Raw genomic sequence first — 24980 nt, 5'->3', positions numbered from 1 at the left:
GGGCGGTGCTCACAGGTCGGGGAACCAGAGCTTCAGCTCGCGCTCGGCCGACTCCGGCGAGTCCGAGCCGTGGACCAGGTTGTACTGGGTCTCCAGCGCGAAGTCGCCGCGGATGGTGCCCGGGGTGGCCTTCTCGACCGGGTCGGTGCCGCCGGCGAGCTGGCGGAACGCCGGGATGGCGCGCGGGCCCTCGACGGCGAGCGCGACCAGCGGGCCCGAGGTGATGAACTCCAGCAGCTCGCCGAAGAACGAACGCTCCTTGTGCTCGGCGTAGTGCTCCTCGGCGAGGGCCTGGGGCACGGTGCGCAGCTCGAGGGCGACGAGCTTGAGGCCCTTGCGCTCGATCCGCGAGACGACCTCGCCGACGAGGCCGCGCGCGACACCATCGGGCTTGACCAGGACCAGCGTGCGTTCAGTCACGACGGTTTTTCTCCTTGTTGCGGTGGTTTGTCGGTGCGCGGAGCCTAGCCGACCGCCTGAGCGTGCCCGGTGGTCGTGGTCACCAACCGGGCAGCGCGCGCGGTGAACCGAAAGCGTCCGGCGAAATGTCCGGTTGAACCACCTTCGGCGACACCATGCGCGGGTGAGCGCGTAACCCGCCGTTCGGCCATCAGTGTCTCGAATTCAAGATCCAGGCCCTACACTGGGTAATCCCACTACGGCAAGTAGCGGAGCGGGTCTAGGCCAGTGGGCCAAAAAGTGACGCGTGTCACCCGGTTGAGTATTGATCACACCCGTTGTGAGCAACCCGTCACCTTCTCTACAGTGGCCCGCGTGACTCCGGAGATCGAGTCACGCACTCCCCATTCGATATCGGTACACCACCGCCACTTTCTTCAAGGAGCAGGCCTTGCTTGGAAACGCCATGAGCAGGGGCCGGGTTCGCACTCGCCGCGCCGCGCTCGGGCTCGCCCTCACCGTCGCAGCCGCCACCGCCCTCACCGGCTGCAGCGCCCTCGGCTCGGACAGCTCGAACACCTCGTCGACGGGGGGCGCCCTGGAGAAGACGAAGATCAAGGTCGCGATCCTGCCCACCGTCGACACCGTTCCGCTGTGGCTCGCCCAGGAGGGCGGCTACTTCAAGGCCGAAGGCCTCGAGGTGGAGGCCGTCACGGCCGCGAGCGGCCAGGCGGCGATGACCAAGGCGATTTCCGGCGAAGCCGACATCGCGATCTCGAGCTACATGCCGTTCTTCGTCGCGAAGAGCACGGGCGCGGCCGACCTGCAGTTCGTCTCGGACGCGACCTCGGTCAGCTCCAAGTCCGTCGCGATCGTCACGGTGCCGAACTCGCCGGTGAAGACGATCAACGACCTCGACGGCAAGCGGATCTCGATGACCGCCAAGAACACGGCGAGCGACCTGCTGGCCAAGTCTCAGATGAAGGACCACGGGGTCAACATCGACAAGGTGAACTGGGTCCAGATGCCGTTCCCGAACGTCGCGGCCGCACTGGCGAGCGGTCAGGTCGACGCGGCCCTGCTGCCCGAGCCGTTCCTCTCGCAGGCCGCCAAGACCGCGGGCGCGATCCCGGTCGTCGACGTCAACACCGGCGCCACCCAGGACTTCCCGCTGTCGGGTTATGCCTCGACCAGGAAGTGGGTGCAGGCGAACCCGAAGACCCTCGCCGCCTTCCAGCGCGCGATGGCGAAGGCCAGCAGCGACACGACCAACGACCGGTCCAAGATCGAGCCGATCCTGGTCAAGTACGCCAAGATCGACGAAGGCACCGCGAAGCTGCTCAACCTGCCTGCCTTCGTCGCCAAGCTGGATGCCCGGCGCCTCCAGCGCGTGCCCGACCTGATGCTCCAGATGGGCGCGATCACGAGCCCCGTCGACGCCGCGTCGATGATCGCTCCGCAGACGACCAACTGAGGTAGCTCCACCGGAAAGGGCCGGCCCGGCCGACTTCCTCCCGCTCGGGAGGTCGTCGGCCGGGCCGGCCCTTTCGGTTTCCGGGTCAGTACAGCGACTTCTCCGCCGAGGTGACGCGGATGTGCACCAGGGTCGGGCGCGGGTCGGCCAACGCCGCCGTCAGGCCGGGGACCAGACCGGCCGGCTCCGTGATCGTCACACCCTGACAGCCCATGCTCGACGCCAGCGCGGCGAAGTTGATGCCGCCCAGCGCGGTGCCCGGCAGCTTCCCGCCGTCGATCGACTCACCGAAGATGCGGACCGCCGCGTACTCCGTGTTGTCCAGGATCAGGATCGTCACCGGGAGCTCCTGGCGCGCGGCCGTCCAGAGGGCCTGGATGCCGTACATGCTGGAGCCGTCGCCGATCACGCCGACCACCTTGCGGTCCGGCCGGGCGAGCGCCGAGCCGACCGCGCCCGGGACGCCGTACCCGAGCGTGCCGCTGGCGACGGTCAGGAAACCCGTGTCGGTCGAGGTGATCGGCAGGTGGTCGTGCAGGACGCCGCGGTGGCTGGGCGCCTCCTCGACGACGATCGCGTTGTCCGGCAACAGGTCCGCGAGCGTCGAGTAGACGAAGTCGCCGGTCAGCGCAGCACCGCTCGGCTTCGCGGGACGCTCCAGCGGCGCGGGCCCCGGCCGGCTCGTCTCGCCCACGGCGTCGGTGATCGCGCGGATGCCGAGCTTCGGCGTGGCGCGGATGCCGGTGCCTTCGAAGGCACGCGCGAGGATCTGCTCGTCGTCGCTGACGACGAACAGCGGCGGCAGCGGAGCTTCCCCGCGGCCGCGGTCGACGTGGTAGGTGAAGGCCGGCGCCCCCAGCACGACGACGAGGTCGTACGCGGCCAGCTTGTCCGAGATGGCGCCGCGTTCGGGCTCGAGGAAACCCTGGAACAGGCGGTGGTCCTCGGGGAACGAGCAGCGGGAGGACATCGGCGCGACCAGCACGCCGGCCTGGATGCGCTCGGCGAGGGCGACGGTCTCCGCGACCGCGCCGTCCTGGTCGACGGCGCTGCCGACGACGATGGCCGGCCGTTCGGCGGCTTCCAGCGCGGCGGCGAGCTCGGTGACGGCTTCGGGATCCGGTGCGTAGCCACGGATCCGCGGCCGGGAGACGATCGGGCGTTCGGTGGTGGCGGTCCAGTCGTCGGCCGGGACGGACACGAAGACCGGACCGGACGGCGCCTGCGTCGCGACGTGGTAGGCCCGCGCGAGCGCGGCCGGGACGTCCTCGGCGGAGGCGGGTTCGATCGCCCACTTCACGTACGGCTTGGGGAATTCGGCGGCGTCGATGGCGCCGAGGAAGGGATCGTGCGGCAGCAGGGCGCGGTTCTGCTGGCCGGCGACGACGATGAGCGGCGTCCGGTTGCGGTACGCGGTGACGAGACTGCCGAGCCCGTGCCCCACCCCGCCCGCGGAGTGCAGGTTGACGAGCACCGCCTGCCGCGTCGCCTGGGAGTAGGCATCGGCCATCGCCACGACGGCGGACTCCTGCAGTCCCAGGACGTAGTCGAAGTCGTCCGGCCAGTCGGTCAGGAACGGGACCTCGGTGGTGCCGGGGTTGCCGAACACCGTGGTGAGGCCGAGTTCGCGGAGGAGTTCACGGGTGGCGTCGAGGACCGTGCGCTTGATCATGCCCTACAGACTAACGCTTAGCCTTGCGAAGGAAAGCCTCCAAAGGGCCGCTCTCGTCCCCGGTGGCCGGGCGATCCACGCCGCCGGATCCGTGCGGATCCCGGGGGATTTCCCCCATGTCCGAGGGCGTCGCCGTCGGTAGCGTGGCGGTCACGACAAGGGGGTCAGATGAGTCCATTCAGGAAAACCTTGGCGGTGCTGACAGCGGCACTCACCGTCGCCACGCTCGGCGTCGGTGTTGCCGAGGCCGGACAGGACGGCGGCAAAGCCGTCCTCCGCTACACCGAACACGGCATCCCGCACATCGTCGCGAAGGACTTCGCCGGCCTCGGTTACGGCTACGGCTTCGCGGCGGCGACCGACAACGTCTGCGAGCTCGCGAACATCTACCTGACGGTGAGCGCGCAGCGGTCGAAGTACCTCGGCCCGGAGGGCGGCGGTTACCCGTCGCTGTCCGAAGCGGAGAGCAACCTGCACAGCGACCTGTTCTTCCAGCAGATCAACGACTCCCGGGTCGTCGACAAGCTGGTCGCGCAACCCGCGCCGCAAGGGCCGCGCCGAGAGGTCCGCGAGATCGTCTCCGGCTACGTCCACGGCTTCAACGCCTACCTCGCGCGCACCGGCCGGTCCGGGATCTCCGACCCCGCCTGCCGCGGTGCCGCCTGGGTCCGGCCGATCACCGAGCAGGACTTCTACCGGCACTACTACGCCATCGCGATCACCGGCGGGCAGGGCGTCGTCACCGAAAGCCTCTTCACGGCGCCGCCGTCCGGCGCAACACCGGCTCCGGGCACGGCCGGGCAGCTCTCGGCGAGTGTCCGGCAGGCGCTGGGCGGCAGCGGTCTCGGCAGCAACGGCATCGCGATCGGCGCGGACTCGACCAAGGCGGGCCAGGGCAGCGTGCTGCTCGGCAACCCGCACTACCCGTGGCAGGCCGGCCGCCGGTTCTGGCAGAGCCAGCTGACCATCCCCGGGAAGTTCGACGTCGCGGGCGCGAGCCTGCTCGGCATGCCGTTCGTCCAGATCGGGCACACCGCGGACGCGGCGTGGACGCACACGGTGTCCACCCCGGTCACGTTCGGCTTCTTCGAAGTGCCCCTGCAGGCGGGCGATCCGACGACCTACCTCGTCGACGGCAAGCCGGAGAAGATGGAGTCCCGCGACGTCACCGTTCAGGTCCGCCAGGCCGACGGCTCGGTGAAACCGGTGCGCCGGACGTTCTGGTCGACCCGCTACGGGCCGGTGATCGGTGACTTCCAGGGCATTCCGCTGCCGTGGTCGGCGAAGTCGGCGTACGCGGTGCGGGACGCCAACGCCACCAACCTGCGCGGGCTGAACACCTGGTTCGAGCTCGACCAGGCGCGCAGCACGGCCGACATCTCGCGGGCGCTCAGCCGCACCCAGGGGGTCCCGTGGGTGAACACGATCGCCACCGACCGGGCGGGCAACGCGCTCTACTCCGACGTCCAGGTCGTCCCGCACGTCACCGACGAGCTGGCGAAGACCTGCGGAACCCCCTTGGGGCAGCAGACGTTCCCCGACGTGGGACTGGCCATTTTGGACGGTGCGAAGTCGGCGTGCAACTGGGGTTCCGACCCCGGCGCGATCGAGCCGGGCATCTTCGCGCCGTCACGGCTGCCGCAGCAGCAAAGCCGTGACTACGAACTGAACACCAACGACAGCGCGTGGCTGGCGAACGCGAAGAACCCGATCACGGGCTACCCGCGGATCGTCGGCGACATCGGCACCGAACGCAACCCGCGGACCCGGGAAGCGCTGCTCACCGCGGAACAGGGCGGGTTCACGACGGACTCGATGAAGAAGACGCTCTTCGCCGACCACAGCCTGGTCGCCGACCTGATGGCGGCGGACCTGGCGAAGCTGTGCGCGTCGTTCCCCGGCGGGCAGGCGCCCTCGTCGTCCGGCCCGGAGCCGGTGGGGCCCGCGTGCGGCGCGCTGGCGAGCTGGGATCACACCTACTCGCTCGACAGCCGGGGTTCGCTGCTGTTCCACCGGTTCGGGGCCCGGCTCGGCGGGGTGCCGGCGCGCTTCGCGGTGCCGTTCGACCCGAAGGCGCCCGTCACCACGCCGAACACGCTCAACACGGCGGATCCCGGTGTGCGGCAGGCGTTCGGGGACGCCCTGGCCGACCTGCGCAAGGCGGGCCTGCCGGCGGATGCGCCGCTGCGTGACGGCCAGGCGGTCACCCGCAACGGTGAGCGCATCCCGATCCACGGCGGGCCGGGGCAGCTCGGCGTCCTCAACGTGATGACGCCGCTGTGGGACCCGTCGCGCGGGGTTGTCGACATCCAGCACGGGTCCAGCTACATCCAGGTGGTCGGCTTCCGCGGGCGGGCGTGCCCGGACTCCTCGACGTTGCTGACGTATTCGCAGTCGGCCAACCCGAAGTCGCCATACTTCAGCGACCAGACGAAGCTCTACAGCCGTGGTGAGTGGGTGAAGGAACGCTTCTGCGAAGCCGACATCCTGCGCTCCCCCGCGCTGCGGATCGTCGTCCTGCGCTGAGTTCCCGGCGGAGGCGGGCGCTCAGCCCGCCTCCGCCGCCAGGACCCGCAGGTCGTCGAAGGCTTCGGTCAGGTGCTCGGCCAGGCCGCGCTCGGAGTCTTCGAGCCACGCCACGACGGCGTGGTGGAAGGTCGCCCAGCCGGTCTGGGCGGCCAGCGCGGCGATCCGGTCGGTGACGCCACGCTCGCGCAACGCCCCCGCCAAGGCATCGGTCATCGCCGCGGCCTTGGCCAGATCGCGTTCCCGCAGCGCCGGGGTCGCCGCGATGACCGCGAGCCGCGGCTCGGCGAACAGCCGGTTGCCCTCGATGATCCGCGCGGCCTTCCGGAAGGCCCGCAGCAGGACTTCCAGCGGTGGGAGTCCGTCGAGCGCGTCGGCCACCGACCGGGTCAGGTCCGCGCGCAGGGTCGCTTCGCCGTCGAACAGCACTTCGCGCTTGTCCGGGAAGTGCCGGAAGAACGTGCGCTCGGTGACGCCGGCCCTGGCCGCGATCTCGGCCGTGGTGGTCCGGTCGAACCCGCGTTCGGCGTACAGCTCCAGCGCCGCCTGCTGAAGGCGGCGGCGCGCTTCTTCTCCGCTGCGTGGCACACCGTCAGCGTACCTCGTAGTGACAGCGACTGACACTACGAGGTACGGTTCGTAGCGTCAGTCACTGTCACTACATCGGGAGCACCTCCATGCACGTCTTCGTCACCGGCGGTTCGGGCCTCACCGGCCCCGCCGTCGTCACCGAACTGATCGAGGCCGGCCACACCGTCACCGGCCTGGCCCGCTCGGCCGCGGCCGCCGGCCGGCTGACCGCGCTGGGCGCCACCCCGCACCGCGGTTCCCTGGAAGACCTCGACAGCCTGCGTCGCGGCGCCGAAGCCGCCGACGGCGTCCTGCACATGGCCTTCGGCGGCGACTTCGCCGACCCGGACGACATGGAACGGCGCGACCGGACCGCGATCGAGGCGCTCGGCGCGGCGCTGGAGAACACGGGCAAGCCGTTCGTCAGCACCTCGGGCACGCTCGTCATGCCGGCCGGTCGCGAGAGCACCGAGAAGGACGAGCCGGACCCGGCCGGGCTCGCCGCCTTCCGGATCGCCGGCGAGCGCGCCTGCCTGGAGTTCGCGGCCCGGGGCGTGCGCGCGAACGTCGTCCGGCTCGCGCCGACGGTCCACGGTCCCGGGGACCACGGCTTCATCCCGATGCTCATCACCACCGCGCGCGAGACCGGGAAGTCGGCCTACGTCGGCGACGGCGCCAACCGGTGGCCCGCCGTGCACCGGCTCGACGCCGCGATCCTGTTCCGGCTGGCGCTGGAGGGTGCACCCGCGGGCAGTGTGCTGCACGGCGCGGCCGAGAACGTTCCCTTCAGGAACATCGCGGAGACGATCGCCGACGGCCTGGGCCTGCCCGCGGTCTCACTCACCCCGGAAGCGGCCTCGACGCACTTCGCGAGCCCGTTCTTCGCGCTGGCCTACGCTTTCGACGCGCCCGTCAGCAGCGGGTTCACCCGCGAGCTGCTCGGCTGGGCGCCGACCCGGCCGGGCCTGCTCGACGACGTCGCGACCGGCGACTACCTCTGACGGATCAGGGCTGGGGCTGCTGGCTCGCCAGGGTGCCGGCCGCCATCCGGCGGGCGACGTCCTTGCGCAGCCACAGCAGCCACAGCCAGACCACCAGGAAGATCACACCCAGCACGGTGATCGCGGGCAGCCAGAACACCAGCGCGATCAGCACCACCTGCAGCCCGAGGATGAGCGGCACCGCCCACGGCCGCTTGACGAAACCGCAGGTCAAGACCAGCAGCACGGCCACACCGATGACCGTCCAGCCGGTGCCGGTGCTGATCCCGCCGCCGAGCTTGTTCACCACCGGCAGCGCCAGGGCGACCGTGATCGCCTCCATGATCAGCGTTCCCGACATCACGCCGCGGAAGCCCTTCATCGGGTCCTTCGGCTTGGGAGTCGCTTCGGTCATGCCGGCTCCTTCCCGAACAGGGTGCGCGCCTCGCCCACGGTGACCACCGAGCCGGTGACGAGCACACCGCCACCCGCGAGCGGCTCCTCCGGGTCGTCGCTGGTCTCCACCAGCGCGATCGCGGTCTCGACCGCCGTCTCCAGATCGGTCTCGGCGACGACCCGGTCCTCGCCGAACACCGAAATCGCCAGCTGGTTCAGCTCCTCCAGCGGCATCGCACGGGGTGAGGAGTTCCGCGTCACGACGATGTCGGACACCACCGGCTCCAGCGCGTCGAGGATGCCGTGAGCGTCCTTCTCGGCCATCACGCCGACCACCGCGACCAGGCGGCGGAAGGCGAACTCTTCGGCGATGGTCGTGGCCAGCGCGCGAGCCCCGTGCGGGTTGTGCGCGGCGTCGAGCAGGACCGTGGGCGCCGAGCGGACGCGCTCGAGCCGTCCCGGCGTCTCGACCTCCGCGAACGCCTCGCGCACGGCCTCGAGGACCAGCTGCTTGTCCTTGCCCGCGCCGAAGAACGCCTCGACCGCGGCCAGCGCGAGCGCGGCGTTCGCGGCCTGGTGCGCGCCGTGCAGCGGCAGGAAGATCTGGTCGTACACCCCGCCGAGGCCCTGCAGCTTCAGCAGCTGCCCGCCGACGGCGATCTCGCGTTCGAGCACGCCGAACTCGCTGCCGGCGCGCGCGACCGCGGCGTCGACCTCGATGGCGCGTTCCACCAGGACCTTCTGGACCTCGGGGTCCTGCTCGGCGATGACGGCGACCGAGCCGGCCTTGATGATGCCCGCCTTTTCGCGCGCCGCGCCGAGGATGTCCGGGCCGAGGTACTCGACGTGGTCGATGCCGATCGGCGTGATGACCGCGACCTCGGCGTCCGCGACGTTCGTGGCGTCCCAGGCCCCGCCCAGGCCCGCCTCGACCACCGCGGCCTCCACGGGCGCGTCGGCGAACGCGGCGAACGCCATCCCGGTGAGGATCTCGAACTTGCTCATCGCGACGCCGTCCGCGGCCGCACCGTCCACCATGGACACGTACGGGGCGATGTCGTTCCACAGCTCGGCGTACCGCGCGGCGGAGATCGGCCGGCCGTCGAGCGCGATCCGCTCGGTGACCAGCTGCAGGTGCGGGCTGGTGTACCGGCCGACCCGCAGGCCCATCCGGGTCAGCAGCGCGTCGATCATCCGGGCCGTGGAGCCCTTGCCGTTCGTGCCGGCGATGTGCAGCACCGGGTAACCGCGGTTCGGCTCGCCCAGCAGCTGCGTCAGCGCCGAAATGCGGGTCAGCGACGGCTCGATCTTCGTCTCCGGCCAGCGCTGGTTCAGCTCGGCCTCGACGGCCATCAGCTCACGCCGCGCCTCGGGGCCGTCCGGGCTGCCGTACTCCTCGGGCGTGCCCTGGTCGTCGAGCTCGTGCAGCTCGGTGTCCTCGGGCCCGCTCAGGTCGGGCACCGGGCCGGTGGCGAGGTTGTCACCCAGCTGGCCGACCCCGCCGATGCCGCCGCGCGAGCCGCCGCCGGCGTCGAACGCGCTGTCGTGGGCGTCCAGCTCCGGGTCGTGGTCGTCGGACTCCTCGTACGCTTCGGCACCCAGCTCGTCGACACCCGCGAAGCTGTCCAGATCCGACAGGTCCGGCCTCCGACCTGTCTCATCCTGCGGCACTGATTCTCCTCCGGCCTGGGGTTTTCGGCTTGCCTTCCGAGTCTACGTGCGTGACTGGTGGCACTCTCGACGCATGCCGTTCAACCACAACGACCACTACCACCCGCTGCTGCTGGACCAGCTGCCGCCGGGGCCGGGGATCGCGCTGGACGTCGGGTGCGGCACGGGCCGGTTCGCGCGGCGGCTGGCCGCGACCGGCATGGCGGTGGAGGCGGTCGACGTCTCGGCGGCGATGGTCGAAGCGGCGACGGGCCTGGGGTCGCCGGGCCCGGGAAAGATCGTCTACCGGCAGGCCGACGTCACCACCGACCCCCTGCCCGAACAGCACTACGACTTCATCTCGTGCCTGGCGTCCCTGCACCACGTGCCGCTCGGCACGCTCACCAAGCTGCGCCGCGCGCTGGTGCCGGGCGGTGTGCTCGTCGTGCTCGCCCTGGCCCGGCCGAGCACACCGGTGGACTGGGTGCGAGCGGCCGCGGCGATCCCGGTGAACACACTGGCCCGGCTGGTCGTCTACGCCGGGGAACGGCTGAACGGCGGTGCGGAGGAGGGCCCGCGAGCCCCGGTCGTCGACGACTACCCGACGCTGGCCGAGCTGCGGCGCGAGTCGGCGCGGCTGCTGCCCGGGAGCACGGTCCGGCCGTTGCTGTTCTGGCGCACGCTGATCACTTACCGTGAACGTGAGGACGGTGACCCGACAGGCGGGTGAAGTCCGGCCCCGAAGCGCCCCGCGCTCGCTAGATCTGGAAGGAGTGTTTCCGGAACCAGAACGGGGTCTTCATGCGCAACACCCGGCTGCTCATCGCCGTCGTCTCGGCAGCCATGCTCCTCACCACCACGGCGACCGCCGCGTCGGCGGCGCCACGGATCCACCACTACGTCGCGCTCGGCGACTCCTACACCTCCGGGCCGTTCATCCCGGTCCAGCAGACCGACCCGCTCGGCTGCGGGCGGTCGACGGCGAACTACCCGTCCGTGCTGTCGGACGCGCTGAACGTCGGCGACTTCACCGACGTCAGCTGCGGCGGCGCCGACACCACGAACATGACCCGGCCGCAGCAGGTCCCGTTCAACGGCACCAACCCGCCGCAGCTGGGCGCCCTGCGGATCACCACCGACCTGGTCACCCTCGGGATCGGCGGCAACGACTTCGGCGTGTTCGGCAGCATCGTGTCGACCTGCCCCGGGCTGCGCGCGAGCGACCCGACCGGCAGCCCGTGCGAAGAGCACTTCACGACCAACGGCGTCGACACCATCCAGACGGCCCTGACCAAGACCGGCGAGCGGGTCGAGGCCGTGCTGGCCGCGATCCACGAGCGCTCGCCGGCCGCGCGGGTGCTGGTCGTCGGTTACCCGCGGATCGCGCCCGACAGCGGCTACTGCCCCGACGTCCTGCCGTTCGCGGACGGCGACTACGCGTGGCTGAACAACGTCGAACGCGAGCTGAACCAGGCCCTCGAGGACGCCGTCGACGCGGACGGCAACGCGACGTTCGTCGACACGTTCGGCCCCTCGCGCGGGCACGACGCCTGCGCGCGCGGCGGCTCGGCGTGGATCAACGGCAAGGACCAGAACGTGTTCGTCGCGGCCGCCTACCACCCCCTGAAGGCGGGGATGGCGGGCGTGGCCGCGGTGGTGCTCAAGTCCGTGCGCTGACGAACTCCAGCACGATCCGGGCGAACTCGTCCGGCAGCTCGGCCGGGGCGCCGTGCCCCGCGTCGATCTCGGCGGCGTGCGCGTCCGGGATCGCGGCGACCAGCTCCCGCTGCTGCGCCGCCGTGACCACCCGGTCGTGCGCGCTGCCGAGCACCAGCACCGGCGCGGTGATGGCGCCGAGCACGGGCCGCAGGTCGACGTCCCGGTCGGCCTCGATCTGCCGGTCCGCGCCGGGCTCGATCACCGTCTCGAGCGTCTTGACCAGCTGCTCGTTGCTCTCGGCGGTGGCCTGCTCCCAGTACCGCGGGCCGAAGGCCATCAGCGGGAGCATGCGGGCGAAGGTCCCGGTTCCGAGCAGGTCGAGCCAGTAGCGGAACTCGGCGTCCTGCCGGACGTCGGTGACCGGCCAGGCCGCGTGCAGCACGGCCGAGCGCACCCGGCCGGGGCAGGTGCCGGCCAGCTGCGCCGCCACCACCCCGCCGAGCGAGTGGCCGACGACGTGGGCCTGGCCGACGCCGGCGTGGTCGAGCACGGCCTTGGCTTCGGCCGCGAGGTCTTCGACGTCGACCGGGCCGCCGTGGTCGGTGGTCAGGCCGGAGCCGGAGAAGTCCGGGGCCAGGACGGTGAAGCCCTGGGCTTGCCCGATCAGCGGGCCCCACTGCTCGCGGGACGCGGCGGTGCCGTGCAGGAGCAGCAGGGCGGGACCGGCGCCGGTCCGGTCGTAGTGGACCACGGCGTCGCCGCCCTTGAGCGTGACGGGGACTTGCGGCATCGGAGGGCCCTCCTTCAGGCGGCGCGGCGGGTGGCGGCGGGGAGGACGCTGCGCAGCGCCGCGGTGAAGGCCCGCGGGGCCTCCTGGTGCGGGATGTGCCCGCAGCCGGCGATGACGTGCACCACGGCTCCCGGCGTCAGGGCCGCGCACTCGCGCGGGACGTCCAGGGGGATCTCGGTGTCCAGCTCGCCGTGCAGGTAGGCGATCGGGACGGTCAGCTGCGGCAGCCGCGGCCGCGGGTCGTACCGCGTGACCTCGGTGAACAGGTCGTCGAGGTAAACGCTGGAGTCGACGAGCTGCCGCACGGTCCAGTCGATGATCGCCGCCGAAGTGCCCGGGGCGAACCAGTGCGGCACCCAGCCAGCCACCGTCCCCGGGCGGTCGTCGGCCAGCTGTTCCCGCAGGCCGAGGATCTTTTCCTGCAGCGCGACCGCCGGCCAGTGCGCCGGCCCGTCCACCGCGACGACCCCACCGACGAGCTCGGGCCGCGCGAGGGCCAGCTCGGTCCCGAAGACCGCGCCGAACGACGAGCCGACGACCACCGGGGTGGTGAGCTCGAGCGCTTCGATCACCGCGGCGGCGTCGGCGGTGAGGCCGTCGATCGTGGTGCCCTCGGCCGGGTGGTCCGACCGGCCGCACCCGCGCCAGTCGAGCGTCACGACGCGGTGGTCGCGAACCAGGTCGGGCAGGCTCGACTGCCAGACGCGGCCGCTGGTGCCCCAGCCGTGCAGGAAGAGCAGGGCCGGGCCGGTGCCGGCGTCGTCGTAGTGGAGGCGGGTGTTGTCGACGTCCAAGTAAGGCATGCCCCGAGCCAATCGCTCGTGGTCGCGCTTTTCGAGGGGCAGTCCGCTCGTACACTCATCACGAACGCTGATGAATGGGGTCTGCGGTGGAGCTTCGCCAGCTGCGCTACTTCCTCGCCGTCGCCGAGGAGCTGCACTTCGGCCGGGCGGCGGAGCGGCTGCACATCGTCCAGCCGGCGGTGAGCCAGCAGGTGCGGCGGTTGGAGCGAGAGCTGGGTGTCGCGCTGTTCGGCCGGACGACGCGGAGTGTGTCGTTGACGGAGGCCGGGCAGCGGTTCCTGCCGCATGCCCGGGCGGTGCTCGCGGCAGCGGACCGGGCGGCGGATTCGGTGGCGGAGTTCCGCTCTTCCGGCTCGTTGGTCCGCCTGGGGACGAGCGAGGGTCTGGGTGATCGGCTGGACGCCCTGCTGGGTGCCTTCGCCCGTCTCGCGCCTTCGGCTTCTTTGGAGCTGGTCCACGCGCCGACGCTGCAGCGGCTGCAGCGAGTGCGTGACGGTTCTTTGGACGCGACCATCGTGCGGGGTTCATGGCCGTCCACGGGGCTCGACTTCACTCCCTTGTGGACGGACGAGGTGTGGGTGGCGCTGCCCGCTTCACATCCGCTGGCTGCCGCTTCCTCGGTTTCCTTCGTGTCTTTGGCTTCCCTTCCGGCGCGGTTGAGTTCGCCTTCGCGGAACCAGCCGCTCTACGATCTGGTCGTTTCTTCCTGCCGCGAGGCCGGGTTCGAGCCGGTGCTGGGCAAGGAGTTCACGACGGCGCAGGACACACTGGGGACACTGGGATTCGGTCGTCCACACTGGACGGTGTTCTACCGGGCGCACGCGAACCTGCTGCCGGTGCCGGGGGTGGTGTTCCGGCCGTTGGTCGACCCGTCGCCGGTGATGCCGACGTACCTGGCGACCCCGGCGGACCGCCGGTTGACACCGGAGCTGGTGGCGTTGATCGAAGCGGCGCGAGCCACCGAATGAGGAGCTACCCCCTGCCCCACCACCTGAGGAGCTTGGCGTGCGGATCAGCGATCAGCACGGTGACTTCCCCCGTGCCAGGAGCGGTGGCGAACTCGAAGGTCACGCTCTCCGAGGACTGACCTGGCCGGACCGAAAACGCCCGGCCTGGCTTCACGGAGCGCTCGTCCCCCTGGCCACCGAAAGTCTGAGAGTCGGTGTTCGACCCGGCGCCGCCGGCGATCCGCACCGTGACCGCTGTCCCGCTCGCGAGCCCGTCAGGCACTCCGACCCTGGCGTCGAAAAGCCCCGTGACCAGGCCGGGGGACGCAGAGCGCACTTCATGGTTGACGACACAAGTGACCTGCTGGAAGCCCTTGGCGCGGCGCAGGCCGACGCGATATCCGACCTCGTAGTGCAGGCCGTCCAGGTATCCGGGCGGGACTCGTACCGGCGGAGCGGTATTGCCCCAATCCCCGAGGGCCTCGCAACCGGCGCCCAATTCCAGCCGCGTAGCCGGCGGCGGCGAGGTTCCGCCGGACACCAGAAAAGCAGCGGCACTACTGACGCCGATCACCGCTCCGACCGTCACGAGAAGCCGACGCCACCGTCGCTCTTCGCGGTCCATCGACAGCAAAACGTCGGCGTCCGGCCGCACTCCGGATTCTTCTCCCGACTCCGCGGCATATCTCCGCCACTGGCGTTTCCAATACTTGAGCGCGCTCGAGCAGTCCGCGCCTTCGCAGGCGATCACATAAGCGCGCACATGCTCCCATGGCGGGATCTTCTTGCCGTTCGCCGCTGTCGACAGGACCGACGCGGAGAAGTGCACTCCGGGCCGCGCCGCCAGTTCCCGGTAAGTCGGGCAACCCGCGTTCTCCCGCAATTGACGCAGGGCAAAGCCGAACCGCGCCTCGGGACCGGACCCGGGATCAATACTCGACTCCGGGCGACCTGGCCTCGCCATCATCCGGTTCTCCCTCAGACCGGCGGGCGGACGCCACCGGAAAACCGCGAAGACGGGAACCCGCCCGCGGTCAGGAGCCCTGCTCCGGAACGGCGCCCGAGTAGGCTGTTGACGAGCACCACGGCGACGATCGCCACGCCGTTCGCGGCCGGCAACGCCACCAGGAACGCGACACCCTCACTCCGAATGACGCCGGTCAGCACGGTGATACTGGTGAACACGGTCAGATACAGCCACCGCACGGCGCGTACGGCGGGCAGCGGCGGACACGGTGCCGTCGCCGGCACCGTGGAATTGCTGGACATTGTCGGTTCTCTCCTGCTCGGCGTATCTGACGGTTCAGGGCGATCGCGCACAACCGCTCGTCACATCTGACGACCTGCGACAGACCGCATGCGCGGACGGTGTTCCGTTCACCCGGAGCAAGTATGTCCGGCGGGAAAGGGCGGGCTCCACTTATCAACACAGTCTCAAATCAACTCCGCTCCCGCGGCTTCGAGTTCGTTCAGCCCGAAGTGAAGCCATGTCGGCGACGTTCCGAAAGGACGGCGGAAACCGAAAAGCCCGGCACTCCCATGCGGGAGCACCGGGCTTCGTCAACAACCTCAGGCGCTGGGAAGCGCCGCCAAACGAGCCGTGATGCGGTCGATGTCCGACACCGCCGTTTCCTTGCGCACCTTGATCTTGTCGATCACCGGGGCCGGGGCCTTCGCGATGAATGCCTCGTTGCCCAGCTTGGCCTCGGTCTGCGACAGCTCCTTCTCCGCCGCCGCGAGGTCCTTCTGCAGGCGCTTGCGCTCGGCCGCGACGTCCACCGTGCCGGACAGGTCCAGCTCCACCGTCACCACGCCGTCGGCCAGGGCGACCTCCAGGGACGCGCTCACCGCGAACTCGGGAGCGGGGTCGGTCAACCGAACCAGCGAGCGGACCGCCGACTCGTGACCGCCCGCGTAACCCGCCAGGCGGGCCGCCACCTTCTGGCCCGGCTTCAGGCCCTGGTCCGCGCGGAAGCGGCGGATCTCCGTGACCAGCTTCTGGACGTCCGCGATGCGCGCGTCCGCAACAGGATCGGCGTAGCCCTCGAACGGAACCGGCCAAGCGGCGACCACCAGCGACTCGCCGCCGGTCAACGCCGTCCAGAGCTTCTCCGTGATGAACGGGATGAACGGGTGCAGCAGCCGCAGCACCGTGTCGAGCACGTGCCCCAGCACCGCACGAGTAGCGGAGACGCGGGAGGAGTCCCCTTGGTACAGCTGGACCTTCGCCAGCTCCAGGTACCAGTCGCACAGCTCGTTCCACGTGAACTGGTAGAGCGCGCCCGCCACCTTCGCGAACTGGAAGTCCTCGAACAGGCCGTCCACTTCGGACACCAGCGCGCCGAGACGGCCGAGGATCCAGCGATCCGACTCCGTCAAGTCGGAAGCAGCAGGCAACGGCTCAGCGACCGAAGCGCCGTTCATCATCGCGAACTTCGTGGCGTTCCACAGCTTCGTGCAGAAGTTGCGGGAACCGGCCGCCCACTCGTCGGCCAGCGCCATGTCCGCGCCCGGGTTCGCGCCGCGGGCCAGGGTGAACCGGGTGGCGTCCGCGCCGTACGCGTCCATCCACTCCAGCGGGTCGATCACGTTGCCGCGCGACTTCGACATCTTCTTGCCCTGCGCGTCGCGGATGAGACCGTGCAGGTAGACGTGGTCGAACGGCTGCTTGCCGTCCATCTGATGCACGCCGAACATCATCATCCGGACGACCCAGAAGAACAGGATGTCGTAGCCCGTCGACAAGACACTGGTCGGATAGAACTTCGCCAAGTCCTCGGACGACGAAGGCCAGCCCAGCGTCGACATCGGCCACAGGCCCGAGGAGAACCAGGTGTCGAGGACGTCCGGGTCCTGCGTCCAGCCCTCGCCCGTCGGCGGCTGCTCGTCCGGGCCGACGCACACCACTTCGCCGTCCGGGCCGTAGAACACCGGGATCCGGTGGCCCCACCACAGCTGGCGCGAAATCGTCCAGTCGTGCATGTTGTCGACCCAGTCGAAGTAGCGCTTGCCCAGCTCCGGCGGGTGGATCTTCGTGCGGCCGTCGCGGACCGCGTCGCCGGCCAGCTTGGCCAGCTCCTCGACCTTGACCCACCACTGCAGCGACAGCCGCGGCTCGACGACCGTGTCGCACCGCGAGCAGTGCCCGACGGCGTGCACGTACGGCCGCTTCTCGGCGACGATCCGGCCGGCCTCCCGCAGCGCGGCGACCACCGCCGGGCGCGCCTCGAACCGGTCCAGGCCCTCGAACGGCCCGGGCGCGGTGATCTCGGCGCGCTCGTTCATGATCGTCAGCATCGGCAGGTCGTGCCGGCGGCCGATCTCGAAGTCGTTCGGGTCGTGCGCCGGGGTCACCTTGACCGCGCCGGTGCCGAACTCGGGGTCGACGTGCTTGTCCGCGACGATCGGGATGCGGCGGCCGGTCAGCGGCAGCTCGACCTCGGTGCCGACCAGGTGCGCGTACCGCTCGTCGTCCGGGTGGACGGCGACCGCGGTGTCGCCCAGCATCGTCTCGGCGCGGGTGGTGGCGACCACGATCGCGTCGTCGCCGTCGCCGTAGCGGATCGACACGAGCTCGCCGTCGTCGTCGTTGTGGTCGACCTCGATGTCCGAGAGCGCCGTCTGGCAGCGCGGGCACCAGTTGATGATCCGCTCGGCGCGGTAGATCAGGCCTTCGTCGAAGAAGTTCTTGAACACCGTCTGGACGGCCTTCGACAGGTTCTCGTCCATGGTGAACCGCTCGCGCGACCAGTCGACGCCGTCGCCGAGGCGCTTCATCTGGCCGAGGATCCGGCCGCCGTACTCGGCCTTCCACTCCCAGACGCGCTCGACGAACTTCTCGCGGCCCAGGTCGTGGCGCGAAAGGCCCTCCCCGGCGAGCTGGCGCTCGACGACGTTCTGCGTCGCGATGCCGGCGTGGTCCATGCCCGGCAGCCACAGCACCTCGTAGCCCTGCATGCGACGGCGGCGGCTCATCGCGTCCATCAGGGTGTGGTTGAGCGCGTGACCCATGTGCAGCGAACCGGTCACGTTCGGCGGCGGCAGTACGATCGAGAACGGCGGCTTCTCCGACGAGGCGTCGGCCGTGAAGTACCCGGCCGCTACCCAGCGGTCGTACATCGGTGCTTCTTCGGCGGCCGGGTCCCAGGCACCCGGAAGGTCGGTGGTCTGCTGCGGAGCGTTCTCGGTCACAATGGACAAGTCTACGAACCCGTCACGGCGGGTCACCCAGGGGGAAGGCACTCTCGGATGGCAGAGCCTCAGCAGCCGCAGGATCCGGACGACCGGCGCCTGGAAACGCACCCTGACCTGATCAACCCGGATTGGCAGAAGTACGCCGAGCGGGACGCCTGGCTGGGCGCGAAGAAGGAGCTCAAGAAGCGCCGCAAGCGCGAGAGCCGCACGGCCGCCGTCCAGCAGCCGGGGCAGAGCCGCTGGCCGGGCCTGCTCGCCCTGCTGCTCGTGGTCGGCCTGGTCGCGGCCGCGATCATCGTGCACCAGATCCAAGGCATCGGCGTCAACGAAGACCCGTTCGTCTTCTTCGGCGTGAACGCGTAACGCCCGTCCCCCGCCGTCGATGATCAGGCATCGACCTTGGGGGAAGCACGTGGACGACGACAACCTGCTCGACTCGCACCCGGACCTGATGGACCCGGAGTGGCGCAAGCACGCCCAGACCGACGCCTGGCTGGGCGCGAAGAAGGACCGCAAGCAGCGGCGGCCGCCGAAGCGGCGCAGCGGCCGTCAGTGGGGTCTCGCCGCCTTCGTCCTGATCCTCGCCGTGACCACCGCGGTGGTCGTCGCGCTCGGGCAGCGCTCCTCGGACGCCCACGGCGCCACCACCCCGGCGACACCCGCTCCCACCAGCGTCAACCCGACTTCGGTCGCCCAGTACGCGCCTGTGGACCTGAAACACGCGTACGCGCGGACTCCGGCGGACGTGTGGAAGAAGGGCGTCGGCGGGATCACCTCGCCGGCCCCGGCCGCCGTCGGCGCCTTCAAGGCGGACCAGGTCGCGGCGGCCTACGCCCAGGTCAAGCAGGTCATCACCGCCGCCCGGCTCGACCCCGCCGTGCTCGACCGGCACGACACGAAGGGCTTCCTCGCCCTCTTCGCGAAGGACGCCCAGGACTACGTCGGCCCGATCCTGGCCACCAAGCCGGCCGGAGACGGCAAGACACCCGACTTCTCGGGGTTCGTCACCGAGCTCGCCGGCGGTTACCACCTGCTCGACCAGGGCCCGCGCACGCTCGGCTCGATGAGCGCGCGCCCCGGCGAGAAGCCCGGCGAGCTGGCGATCGACGTCAAGTACGTCGTCGCGTACGCCTTCGACCACCCGCACCCCGAGGGGCTGCGGGGGCCGTCGGAAATCGTCAGCTTCGTTCGTGTGGACGAGTCGTACCTCGTCCGCCAGGGGAAGAACCTCGCGCCGAGCAGCCGCGGCCTGTGGCCCGACAGCGGCGGCGGCAGCTTCTTCGAGGCGATCGGCTGCGACGCGCTCGAGCAGGGCTTCCTCGCCCCGGCCTACAGCAACCCGGACGCCACCGGCGTGCCCGGCGGGGACCAGGAGCTGCCCGGCGCCTACGACCCGAACCGGCCCATGCCGCAGGAAGACACCTGCACGGCGAAGTGAGTCACATCCGGATGCACAGTCTGGGCTGTACAGTTAACCTGTGTGCATGGGCGAAGTACCTGCGCACGTGGCCGAGACCGCCGGCTGGCTCCGCGGGGTCGTCGCGCAGCTGCACCGGCGGCTGCGTCAGGTCGACAACGCGGGGATCCTGACACCGTCACAATCCGCCGTGCTCAATCGGTTGTACCGCGAAGGCCCGGCCACGCAGGGTGAGCTCGCCGCCGCCGAGCACGTCCGGCAGCAGTCGATGGCGGCCACCCTCGGCGTCCTCGACGAGCTGGGCTACCTCGCGCGCACCCCCGACCCGGGCGACCGGCGGCGGGTGGTCATCAGCTTGTCCGAGGCCGGCACCGACACCGTGCGCGGCATCCTCCAGCACCGCGACGAGTGGCTCGCGCAGGCGCTACTGGACGAGCTGTCCCCCGCCGAGCTCGAGGCCGTCACCCGCGCGCTGCCGCTGCTGCAGCGCGCCGCCCAGCACTGAAGGGAGTTCTCACGAGCACCGTCACCGCACCCGCCAAGTTCGGCGCCCGCCTGGTCACCCCGCTGGTGGCCGGCGCGGTGCTCAACCCGATCAACTCCACACTGATCGCCGTCGCGCTCGTGCCGATCGGGCGGAGCTTCGGCGCCGGCCCCGGCCAGACCGCGTGGCTGATCTCGGCGCTGTACCTGGCCACCGCGGTCGGGCAGCCGGTGGTCGGGCTGCTGGTGGACCGCTACGGCGCCCGCCGCATCCTGCTCGGCGGGGCGGTGCTGGTGATCATCGCGGGGATCTTGGGCATGATCCCGCTCTCGGTCGGCTGGCTGACCGGCGTGCGGGTCGTCCTGGGCCTCGGCACCTGCGCCGGGTTCCCGGCGGCGATGGCCGTGCTGCGCCACCACGCCGAGGCGAGCGGCCAAGGCGTGCCCGCGCGCGTGCTGTCGGTGCTGTCGATGTCCGCGCAGACGGTGATGGTGATCGGCCCGACGCTGGGCGGGCTGCTGATCGGCCTCTTCGGCTGGCCCGCGATCTTCGCGGTGAACATCCCGCTCGCCGCGCTCTCGCTGGTGCTGGCGCTGCTGTGGGTGCCGAAGGACGACCGCGGCGAGCGCACCGCAAAACCGATCGACGTGCTGGGCATCGCGCTGTTCTCCGCGACGCTGCTCGCGCTCCTGTTCTTCCTGATGGACCCGGGCGCCGAGTTCTGGCTGCTCGCCGTCGTCGCCGCGTTCGGGACCGCGTTCACGCTGGTCGAGCTGCGGCGCGCCGACCCGTTCCTCGACCTCCGGATGCTCGCGGCCAACCGCGCGATCCTGCACACCTACCTGCGCCAGGCGCTGAGCTTCATGGCGATCTACGCGATCATGTTCGGCTACGTTCAATGGCTCGAGACCACCCGGCAGCTGTCCGAGGAGGCGGCCGGGCTGATGCTGCTGCCGATGTCCGGCACCGCGGTCTGCGCCGCGGCGTTCTCCGGCCGCGCGTCCGGGATCAAGGCCCGGCTGGTCACCGTCGCCGTGGCGCTGGTCGGCGGCTCGGCGCTGCTGCTGCTCGTCCACGACGGCACGGGGGCCGGCGCGCTGCTCGCGCTGGCCGCGTTGTTCGGCCTGGCCCAGGGCCTGACCAGCGTCGCGAACCAGACGACGCTCTACCGCGAAGCGCCCGCCGAGCAGATGGGCACCGCGAGCGGGCTGTTCCGCACCGCCCAGTACCTCGGCGCGATCGTGGCCTCGACGCTCATCGCCCTCTGCTACGGCGCGCACGCGGACTCGGCCGGCCTGCACCGGCTCGCCATCGCGCTGGTCGTGGTCAGTGTGGTGCTGCTGGGGGTCACCGTCTTCGACCGCGGGCCGCGCGCCGCGAAGGTGTGACCCACCCCCTGTTCGCGGATCCGGCCATCGAGGCGCACGATGAACACATGACCCGTGAAGCGCCGGCGCAGGACGTGGACGAGGCCCAGCTCGAAGTGGGCAAGCCGAAGGGCTGGGCGGCCGGGATACCCGGCGTGGCCGTGTCGCTCGCGCGCAGCGTCGAGCAGATGGGCGCCGGCCGGACCGTCAAGGCGCTGCGGCTGCTGAACCAGCGTGAAGGCTTCGACTGCCCGGGCTGCGCGTGGCCGGAACCGCGTGAGGTCGACGGCGAGAAGCGGAAGCTGGCCGAATTCTGCGAGAACGGCGCCAAGGCCGTTGCCGAGGAAGCGACAAAACGGCGGGTGGGCCCGGAGTTCTTCGCCGCGCACCCCATCGAGGAGCTGCGCGGGAAGACCGACTACTGGCTGGGCCAGCAGGGCCGGATCACCGAGCCGTTCGTGCTGCGCGAAGGCGCAACGCACTACGAGCCGATTTCCTGGGACGACGCGTTCGAGCTCGTCGCCGGCGAACTGAAGGCGCTGACCGACCCGAACGAGGCGATCTTCTACACCTCGGGCCGCACCAGCAACGAAGCCGCGTTCCTCTACCAGCTGCTGGTGCGCTCCTTCGGCACCAACAACTTGCCGGACTGCTCCAACATGTGCCACGAGTCCTCGGGCGCGGCGTTGCAGGCGACCACCGGTATCGGCAAGGGCTCGGTGAGCCTCGCCGACATCCACAAGGCCGACCTGATCGTCGTCGTCGGCCAGAACCCGGGCACCAACCACCCGCGCATGCTCTCGGCGCTGGAAGAGGCCAAGGGCAACGGCGCGAAGATCATCGCCGTGAACCCGTTGCCCGAAGCCGGGTTGATGCGGTTCAAGAACCCGCAGAACGTCCGCGGTGTGGTCGGCAAGGGCACCCCGCTGGCCGACGAGTTCGCCCAGATCCGCCTCGGTGGTGACCTCGCGCTGTTCCAGGCCGTCGGGCACCTGCTGCTGGCCTGGGACGAGGAGGCGCCCGGCGCGATCATCGACCGCGACTTCGTCACGCGGTCCACCGAAGGCTTCGACGACTACGCGAAGCACCTGCAGGAGATCGACTGGGCCGACGTCGAGCGCGCCACCGGCCTGCCGCGCGAGCAGATCGAGCGCGTCGCGCGGATGATCGCGTCCTCGGAACGCACGATCTACTGCTGGGCGATGGGCCTGACGCAGCACAAGCACGCCGTGCCGACGATCTCGGAGATCGCGAACCTGGCGCTGGTGCGCGGCATGATCGGCAAGCCGGGCGCGGGCCTGTGCCCGGTGCGCGGGCACTCGAACGTCCAGGGCGACCGGACGATGGGCATCTGGGAAAAGATGCCGCAGTCGTTCATGGACGCGCTGGCCGGCGAGTTCGGCATCGAGGTGCCGCGCGAGCACGGCCTCGACACCGTCGACTCGATCCGCGCGATGCGCGACGGCCGCGGCAAGGTGTTCTTCGCCGTCGGCGGCAACTTCGCTTCGGCCACGCCGGACACGGAGACGACCGAGAAGGCGCTTCGGTCGTGCTCGCTCACCGTGCACGTCTCGACGAAGCTGAACCGCTCGCACGTCGTGCACGGCCGCACCGCGCTGGTCCTGCCGACGCTCGGCCGCACCGAGCGCGACGTCCAGGCGAGCGGCGAACAGTTCGTCACGGTCGAGGACTCGATGTCGCAGGTGCACGCTTCCCACGGCCGTCTCAAGCCGGCGAGCGAGCACCTGCTGTCCGAGGTCGCCATCATCTGCCGGCTGGCGGAGCAGCTGTTCGGCGCCGGGCACGCCGTGCCGTGGCGGACGTTCGAGGCCGACTACGACCTGATCCGCGACCGGATCGCGCGGGTCGTGACGGGCTGCGACGACTACAACCGCCGCGTCCGCGAGCCGGACGGGTTCGTGCTGCCGAACGCGCCGCGCGACTCCCGGGAGTTCACCGGCACCGCCAACGGCAAGGGCAACTTCACGGTCTCGGAGCTGGAGTACCCGCAGGTGCCCGAGGGCCGGCTGCTGCTGCAGACGATGCGCAGCCACGACCAGTACAACACCACGATCTACGGGCTTTCCGACCGCTACCGCGGCATCGAGAACGCCCGCCGCGTGGTGCTGGTCAACCCGGACGACCTGGCTTCCCTGGGGCTGGCCGACGGCACGATGGTCGACCTGGTCTCGGAGTGGCGCGACGGCGACCGCCGCGCGCCGGCATTCCGAGTGGTCTCCTACCCGACAGCACGCGGCTGCGCGGCGGCGTACTTCCCTGAGGCGAACGCGCTGGTGCCGCTGGACTCGGTGGCGGAGAAGTCGAACACCCCGGTGTCGAAGGCGATCGTGGTACGGCTCGAGCCTCAGGGCTGAGGACGGCCGGCGGCGGCGGGAAAGTCCCGGCCGGCCCGGATCGGGCCGGCGGCGAGGACGAGTGCCGCCGCCGTGAGCAGGCCCATCAGCGCCCACACCGCCGCGCGTGGTCCGGCCAAGGAGCCGAGTCCGCCGGCGAGCAGCGCGCCGCCCGCGCTCGAGCCGTTCGCCAGCAGGCTGCTGAAGGCGACCACCCGGCCGCGCACGGCCCGCGGCGGGTAGGTCTGCCGGAAGGTCGCGGCCAGGACATTCGCCGCCACGACGGCGGCGCCGACCGCGGCCCCGCCGACCGCGGGCAGGACCAGGCCGGGACCGGAAGTGGCCGCCGGGATGAGAAAGCCGAGCGGGGCCATGGTCAGCAGGACGACGAGCAGGCTCCGCGCACTGCCCCAGCGCCGTGCGAGCCGGCCGGCGACGGCCGCGCCGGCCACCCCGCCGGCTCCCGGCGCCGCCACCAGGAATCCCACGGCCGCCGGGGCGACACCCACCACGTGCACAAAAAAGACGACCTGGAGCGCCTGGTAGCCGGTGAGCGCGACGTTGGCGACCGCGCTGAACACCGCCAACGGGCGCAGGTACCGGTCGTGCGCGACCCACTGCAGCCCTTCGGCGATCTCGCGGCGCACCGTCGTCCGCCGCCGGACAACCGGCCTGGGCGGTTCCCGCGCGCTGATCGCTGACAGGCACACCGCGGACACCAGGAACGTCGCCGCGTCGACGACCAGGCCGAACACCACGCCCGCCCACTGGGCGATCACTCCCGCGAGACCACGCCCCGCGATCTGCGCGGCGGACTCGCTGCCCTGCAGCTTCGCGTTTCCTTCCGGCAGCTCGGCCGGCGGAACGAGCACCGGCAGGTACACCCGGTACGCGGTGGTGAACAGGACGCTGCACGCCCCGGTCAGCAACGCCACGACCACCAGGTGGGCCGTGGTCAGCCGGCCGAGCCAGGCCGCCACCGGAACGCTGACGAACAAGAGCGCGGAGACCACGTCGCAGAGCAGCATCACCGGCCGATGGGGCAGCCGGTCGATCCACGCTCCGGCCGGCAGGCCGAGCACCAGCCACGGCACCCAGGCCGCGGCGGCGATCAGGCTCACCGTGACCGTCCCGGCGTGCAGCACCAGCACCGCCACCAGCGGCAGTGCCACCGTGGTCACGTTGCTGCCCAGCCTGCTGGTCGTCTCCCCCGCCCACAGCAGGCGGAAGTCGCGGTGCCGCCACAGGCCACCCCGCTTGCGCTCGGTGCCGCCGGTCAACGGCCTTCCCCTCGACGC

The 24980-nt window shown here is 70.9% G+C and carries 22 protein-coding genes; 11 read left to right on the top strand and 11 right to left on the bottom strand.

Annotation, left to right across the window (positions count from 1 at the left end; all coding sequences use genetic code 11):
* Window positions 1-9 precede the first annotated feature (9 nt).
* Complete coding sequence (gene ndk, locus ACIA5G_RS24530; protein ID WP_323336022.1) at window positions 10-420, bottom strand: nucleoside-diphosphate kinase; 411 nt, start codon at window positions 418-420, stop codon at window positions 10-12.
* 445 nt (window positions 421-865) lie between these two features.
* On the opposite strand from ndk, the gene ACIA5G_RS24525 reads away from it, so the two are divergent.
* Window positions 866-1873: an ABC transporter substrate-binding protein gene (locus tag ACIA5G_RS24525; protein WP_395926986.1), complete on the top strand. Its 1008-nt coding sequence runs from the start codon at window positions 866-868 to the stop codon at window positions 1871-1873.
* A gap of 85 nt (window positions 1874-1958) precedes the next feature.
* Here the strand turns inward: ACIA5G_RS24525 and mdlC are convergent, their stop codons facing one another.
* Window positions 1959-3545, bottom strand: a complete 1587-nt coding sequence (mdlC, locus tag ACIA5G_RS24520; protein ID WP_395926984.1) for a benzoylformate decarboxylase — start codon at window positions 3543-3545, stop codon at window positions 1959-1961.
* Window positions 3546-3713: 168 nt separating this feature from the next.
* Between mdlC and ACIA5G_RS24515 the strand changes: the two genes are divergently transcribed.
* A complete protein-coding gene (locus ACIA5G_RS24515) occupies window positions 3714-6071 on the top strand; it encodes a penicillin acylase family protein (protein ID WP_395926982.1) in 2358 nt (785 codons plus the stop codon).
* 21 nt (window positions 6072-6092) lie between these two features.
* On the opposite strand, the gene ACIA5G_RS24510 is transcribed toward ACIA5G_RS24515, so the two are convergent.
* Entirely contained in the window at window positions 6093-6659 is a 567-nt protein-coding gene (locus ACIA5G_RS24510; RefSeq protein WP_395926980.1) for a TetR family transcriptional regulator, read from the bottom strand.
* An 89-nt stretch (window positions 6660-6748) separates the two neighbouring features.
* On the opposite strand from ACIA5G_RS24510, the gene ACIA5G_RS24505 reads away from it, so the two are divergent.
* Window positions 6749-7642, top strand: a complete 894-nt coding sequence (locus tag ACIA5G_RS24505) for an SDR family oxidoreductase (protein ID WP_395926978.1) — start codon at window positions 6749-6751, stop codon at window positions 7640-7642.
* A gap of 4 nt (window positions 7643-7646) precedes the next feature.
* Here the strand turns inward: ACIA5G_RS24505 and ACIA5G_RS24500 are convergent, their stop codons facing one another.
* Window positions 7647-8036, bottom strand: coding sequence for a DUF4233 domain-containing protein (locus ACIA5G_RS24500; protein WP_395926976.1), 390 nt, complete (start codon window positions 8034-8036; stop codon window positions 7647-7649).
* Complete coding sequence (locus ACIA5G_RS24495; RefSeq protein WP_395926974.1) at window positions 8033-9688, bottom strand: bifunctional folylpolyglutamate synthase/dihydrofolate synthase; 1656 nt, start codon at window positions 9686-9688, stop codon at window positions 8033-8035. Before ACIA5G_RS24495 ends, ACIA5G_RS24500 begins: the two co-directional genes overlap by 4 nt.
* A gap of 73 nt (window positions 9689-9761) precedes the next feature.
* On the opposite strand from ACIA5G_RS24495, the gene ACIA5G_RS24490 reads away from it, so the two are divergent.
* Together ACIA5G_RS24490 and ACIA5G_RS24485 are read left to right on the top strand one after the other, a co-directional pair.
* On the top strand, window positions 9762-10397 hold the full coding sequence (locus tag ACIA5G_RS24490; RefSeq protein WP_395926972.1) for a class I SAM-dependent methyltransferase: 636 nt from the start codon (window positions 9762-9764) through the stop codon (window positions 10395-10397).
* A gap of 71 nt (window positions 10398-10468) precedes the next feature.
* The gene (locus tag ACIA5G_RS24485) at window positions 10469-11344 is read left to right on the top strand and encodes an SGNH/GDSL hydrolase family protein (protein WP_395926970.1); all 876 of its coding nucleotides are present in this window, start codon (window positions 10469-10471) and stop codon (window positions 11342-11344) included.
* Here ACIA5G_RS24485 and ACIA5G_RS24480 read toward each other — a convergent pair.
* Both ACIA5G_RS24480 and ACIA5G_RS24475 read right to left on the bottom strand, forming a co-directional pair.
* Window positions 11328-12116 carry an alpha/beta fold hydrolase gene (locus ACIA5G_RS24480; RefSeq protein WP_395926968.1) on the bottom strand — a complete coding sequence of 263 codons (789 nt, stop codon included), beginning with the start codon at window positions 12114-12116 and terminating at the stop codon, window positions 11328-11330. The genes ACIA5G_RS24485 and ACIA5G_RS24480 overlap by 17 nt on opposite strands.
* Window positions 12117-12130: 14 nt before the next feature.
* On the bottom strand, window positions 12131-12919 hold the full coding sequence (locus ACIA5G_RS24475; protein ID WP_395926966.1) for an alpha/beta fold hydrolase: 789 nt from the start codon (window positions 12917-12919) through the stop codon (window positions 12131-12133).
* A gap of 86 nt (window positions 12920-13005) precedes the next feature.
* On the opposite strand from ACIA5G_RS24475, the gene ACIA5G_RS24470 reads away from it, so the two are divergent.
* A complete protein-coding gene (locus ACIA5G_RS24470) occupies window positions 13006-13887 on the top strand; it encodes a LysR family transcriptional regulator (RefSeq protein WP_395926964.1) in 882 nt (293 codons plus the stop codon).
* Window positions 13888-13891: 4 nt separating this feature from the next.
* Here ACIA5G_RS24470 and ACIA5G_RS24465 read toward each other — a convergent pair whose 3' ends face one another.
* From ACIA5G_RS24465 to ACIA5G_RS24455, 3 genes are all read right to left on the bottom strand, one after another.
* The gene (locus ACIA5G_RS24465; RefSeq protein WP_395926961.1) at window positions 13892-14833 is read right to left on the bottom strand and encodes a hypothetical protein; all 942 of its coding nucleotides are present in this window, start codon (window positions 14831-14833) and stop codon (window positions 13892-13894) included.
* Between the two features lie 11 nt (window positions 14834-14844).
* Window positions 14845-15135, bottom strand: a complete 291-nt coding sequence (locus ACIA5G_RS24460) for a hypothetical protein (protein WP_395926958.1) — start codon at window positions 15133-15135, stop codon at window positions 14845-14847.
* A gap of 300 nt (window positions 15136-15435) precedes the next feature.
* On the bottom strand, window positions 15436-18057 hold the full coding sequence (locus ACIA5G_RS24455) for a valine--tRNA ligase (protein ID WP_395926956.1): 2622 nt from the start codon (window positions 18055-18057) through the stop codon (window positions 15436-15438).
* Between the two features lie 57 nt (window positions 18058-18114).
* On the opposite strand from ACIA5G_RS24455, the gene ACIA5G_RS24450 reads away from it, so the two are divergent.
* The 5 genes from ACIA5G_RS24450 (at window position 18115) to ACIA5G_RS24430 (ending at window position 23703) form a co-directional block, all read left to right on the top strand.
* Window positions 18115-18423, top strand: a complete 309-nt coding sequence (locus ACIA5G_RS24450; protein ID WP_395926953.1) for a hypothetical protein — start codon at window positions 18115-18117, stop codon at window positions 18421-18423.
* A gap of 49 nt (window positions 18424-18472) precedes the next feature.
* Complete coding sequence (locus ACIA5G_RS24445; RefSeq protein ID WP_395926951.1) at window positions 18473-19498, top strand: hypothetical protein; 1026 nt, start codon at window positions 18473-18475, stop codon at window positions 19496-19498.
* 46 nt (window positions 19499-19544) lie between these two features.
* Complete coding sequence (locus ACIA5G_RS24440; RefSeq protein WP_395926949.1) at window positions 19545-19982, top strand: MarR family winged helix-turn-helix transcriptional regulator; 438 nt, start codon at window positions 19545-19547, stop codon at window positions 19980-19982.
* 65 nt (window positions 19983-20047) lie between these two features.
* A complete protein-coding gene (locus ACIA5G_RS24435; RefSeq protein WP_395926947.1) occupies window positions 20048-21349 on the top strand; it encodes an MFS transporter in 1302 nt (433 codons plus the stop codon).
* Between the two features lie 47 nt (window positions 21350-21396).
* A complete protein-coding gene (locus ACIA5G_RS24430) occupies window positions 21397-23703 on the top strand; it encodes an FdhF/YdeP family oxidoreductase (RefSeq protein WP_395926945.1) in 2307 nt (768 codons plus the stop codon).
* Here the strand turns inward: ACIA5G_RS24430 and ACIA5G_RS24425 are convergent.
* Window positions 23694-24962 (bottom strand): MFS transporter, encoded by a 1269-nt coding sequence (locus tag ACIA5G_RS24425; protein ID WP_395926943.1) that lies wholly within the window; start codon window positions 24960-24962, stop codon window positions 23694-23696. The genes ACIA5G_RS24430 and ACIA5G_RS24425 overlap by 10 nt on opposite strands.
* Window positions 24963-24980 lie beyond the last annotated feature (18 nt).

This window comes from Amycolatopsis sp. NPDC051758 (genome assembly GCF_044453095.1).
Lineage (GTDB): Bacteria > Actinomycetota > Actinomycetes > Mycobacteriales > Pseudonocardiaceae > Amycolatopsis.
This window is presented reverse-complemented; position numbering and strand designations above follow the sequence as displayed.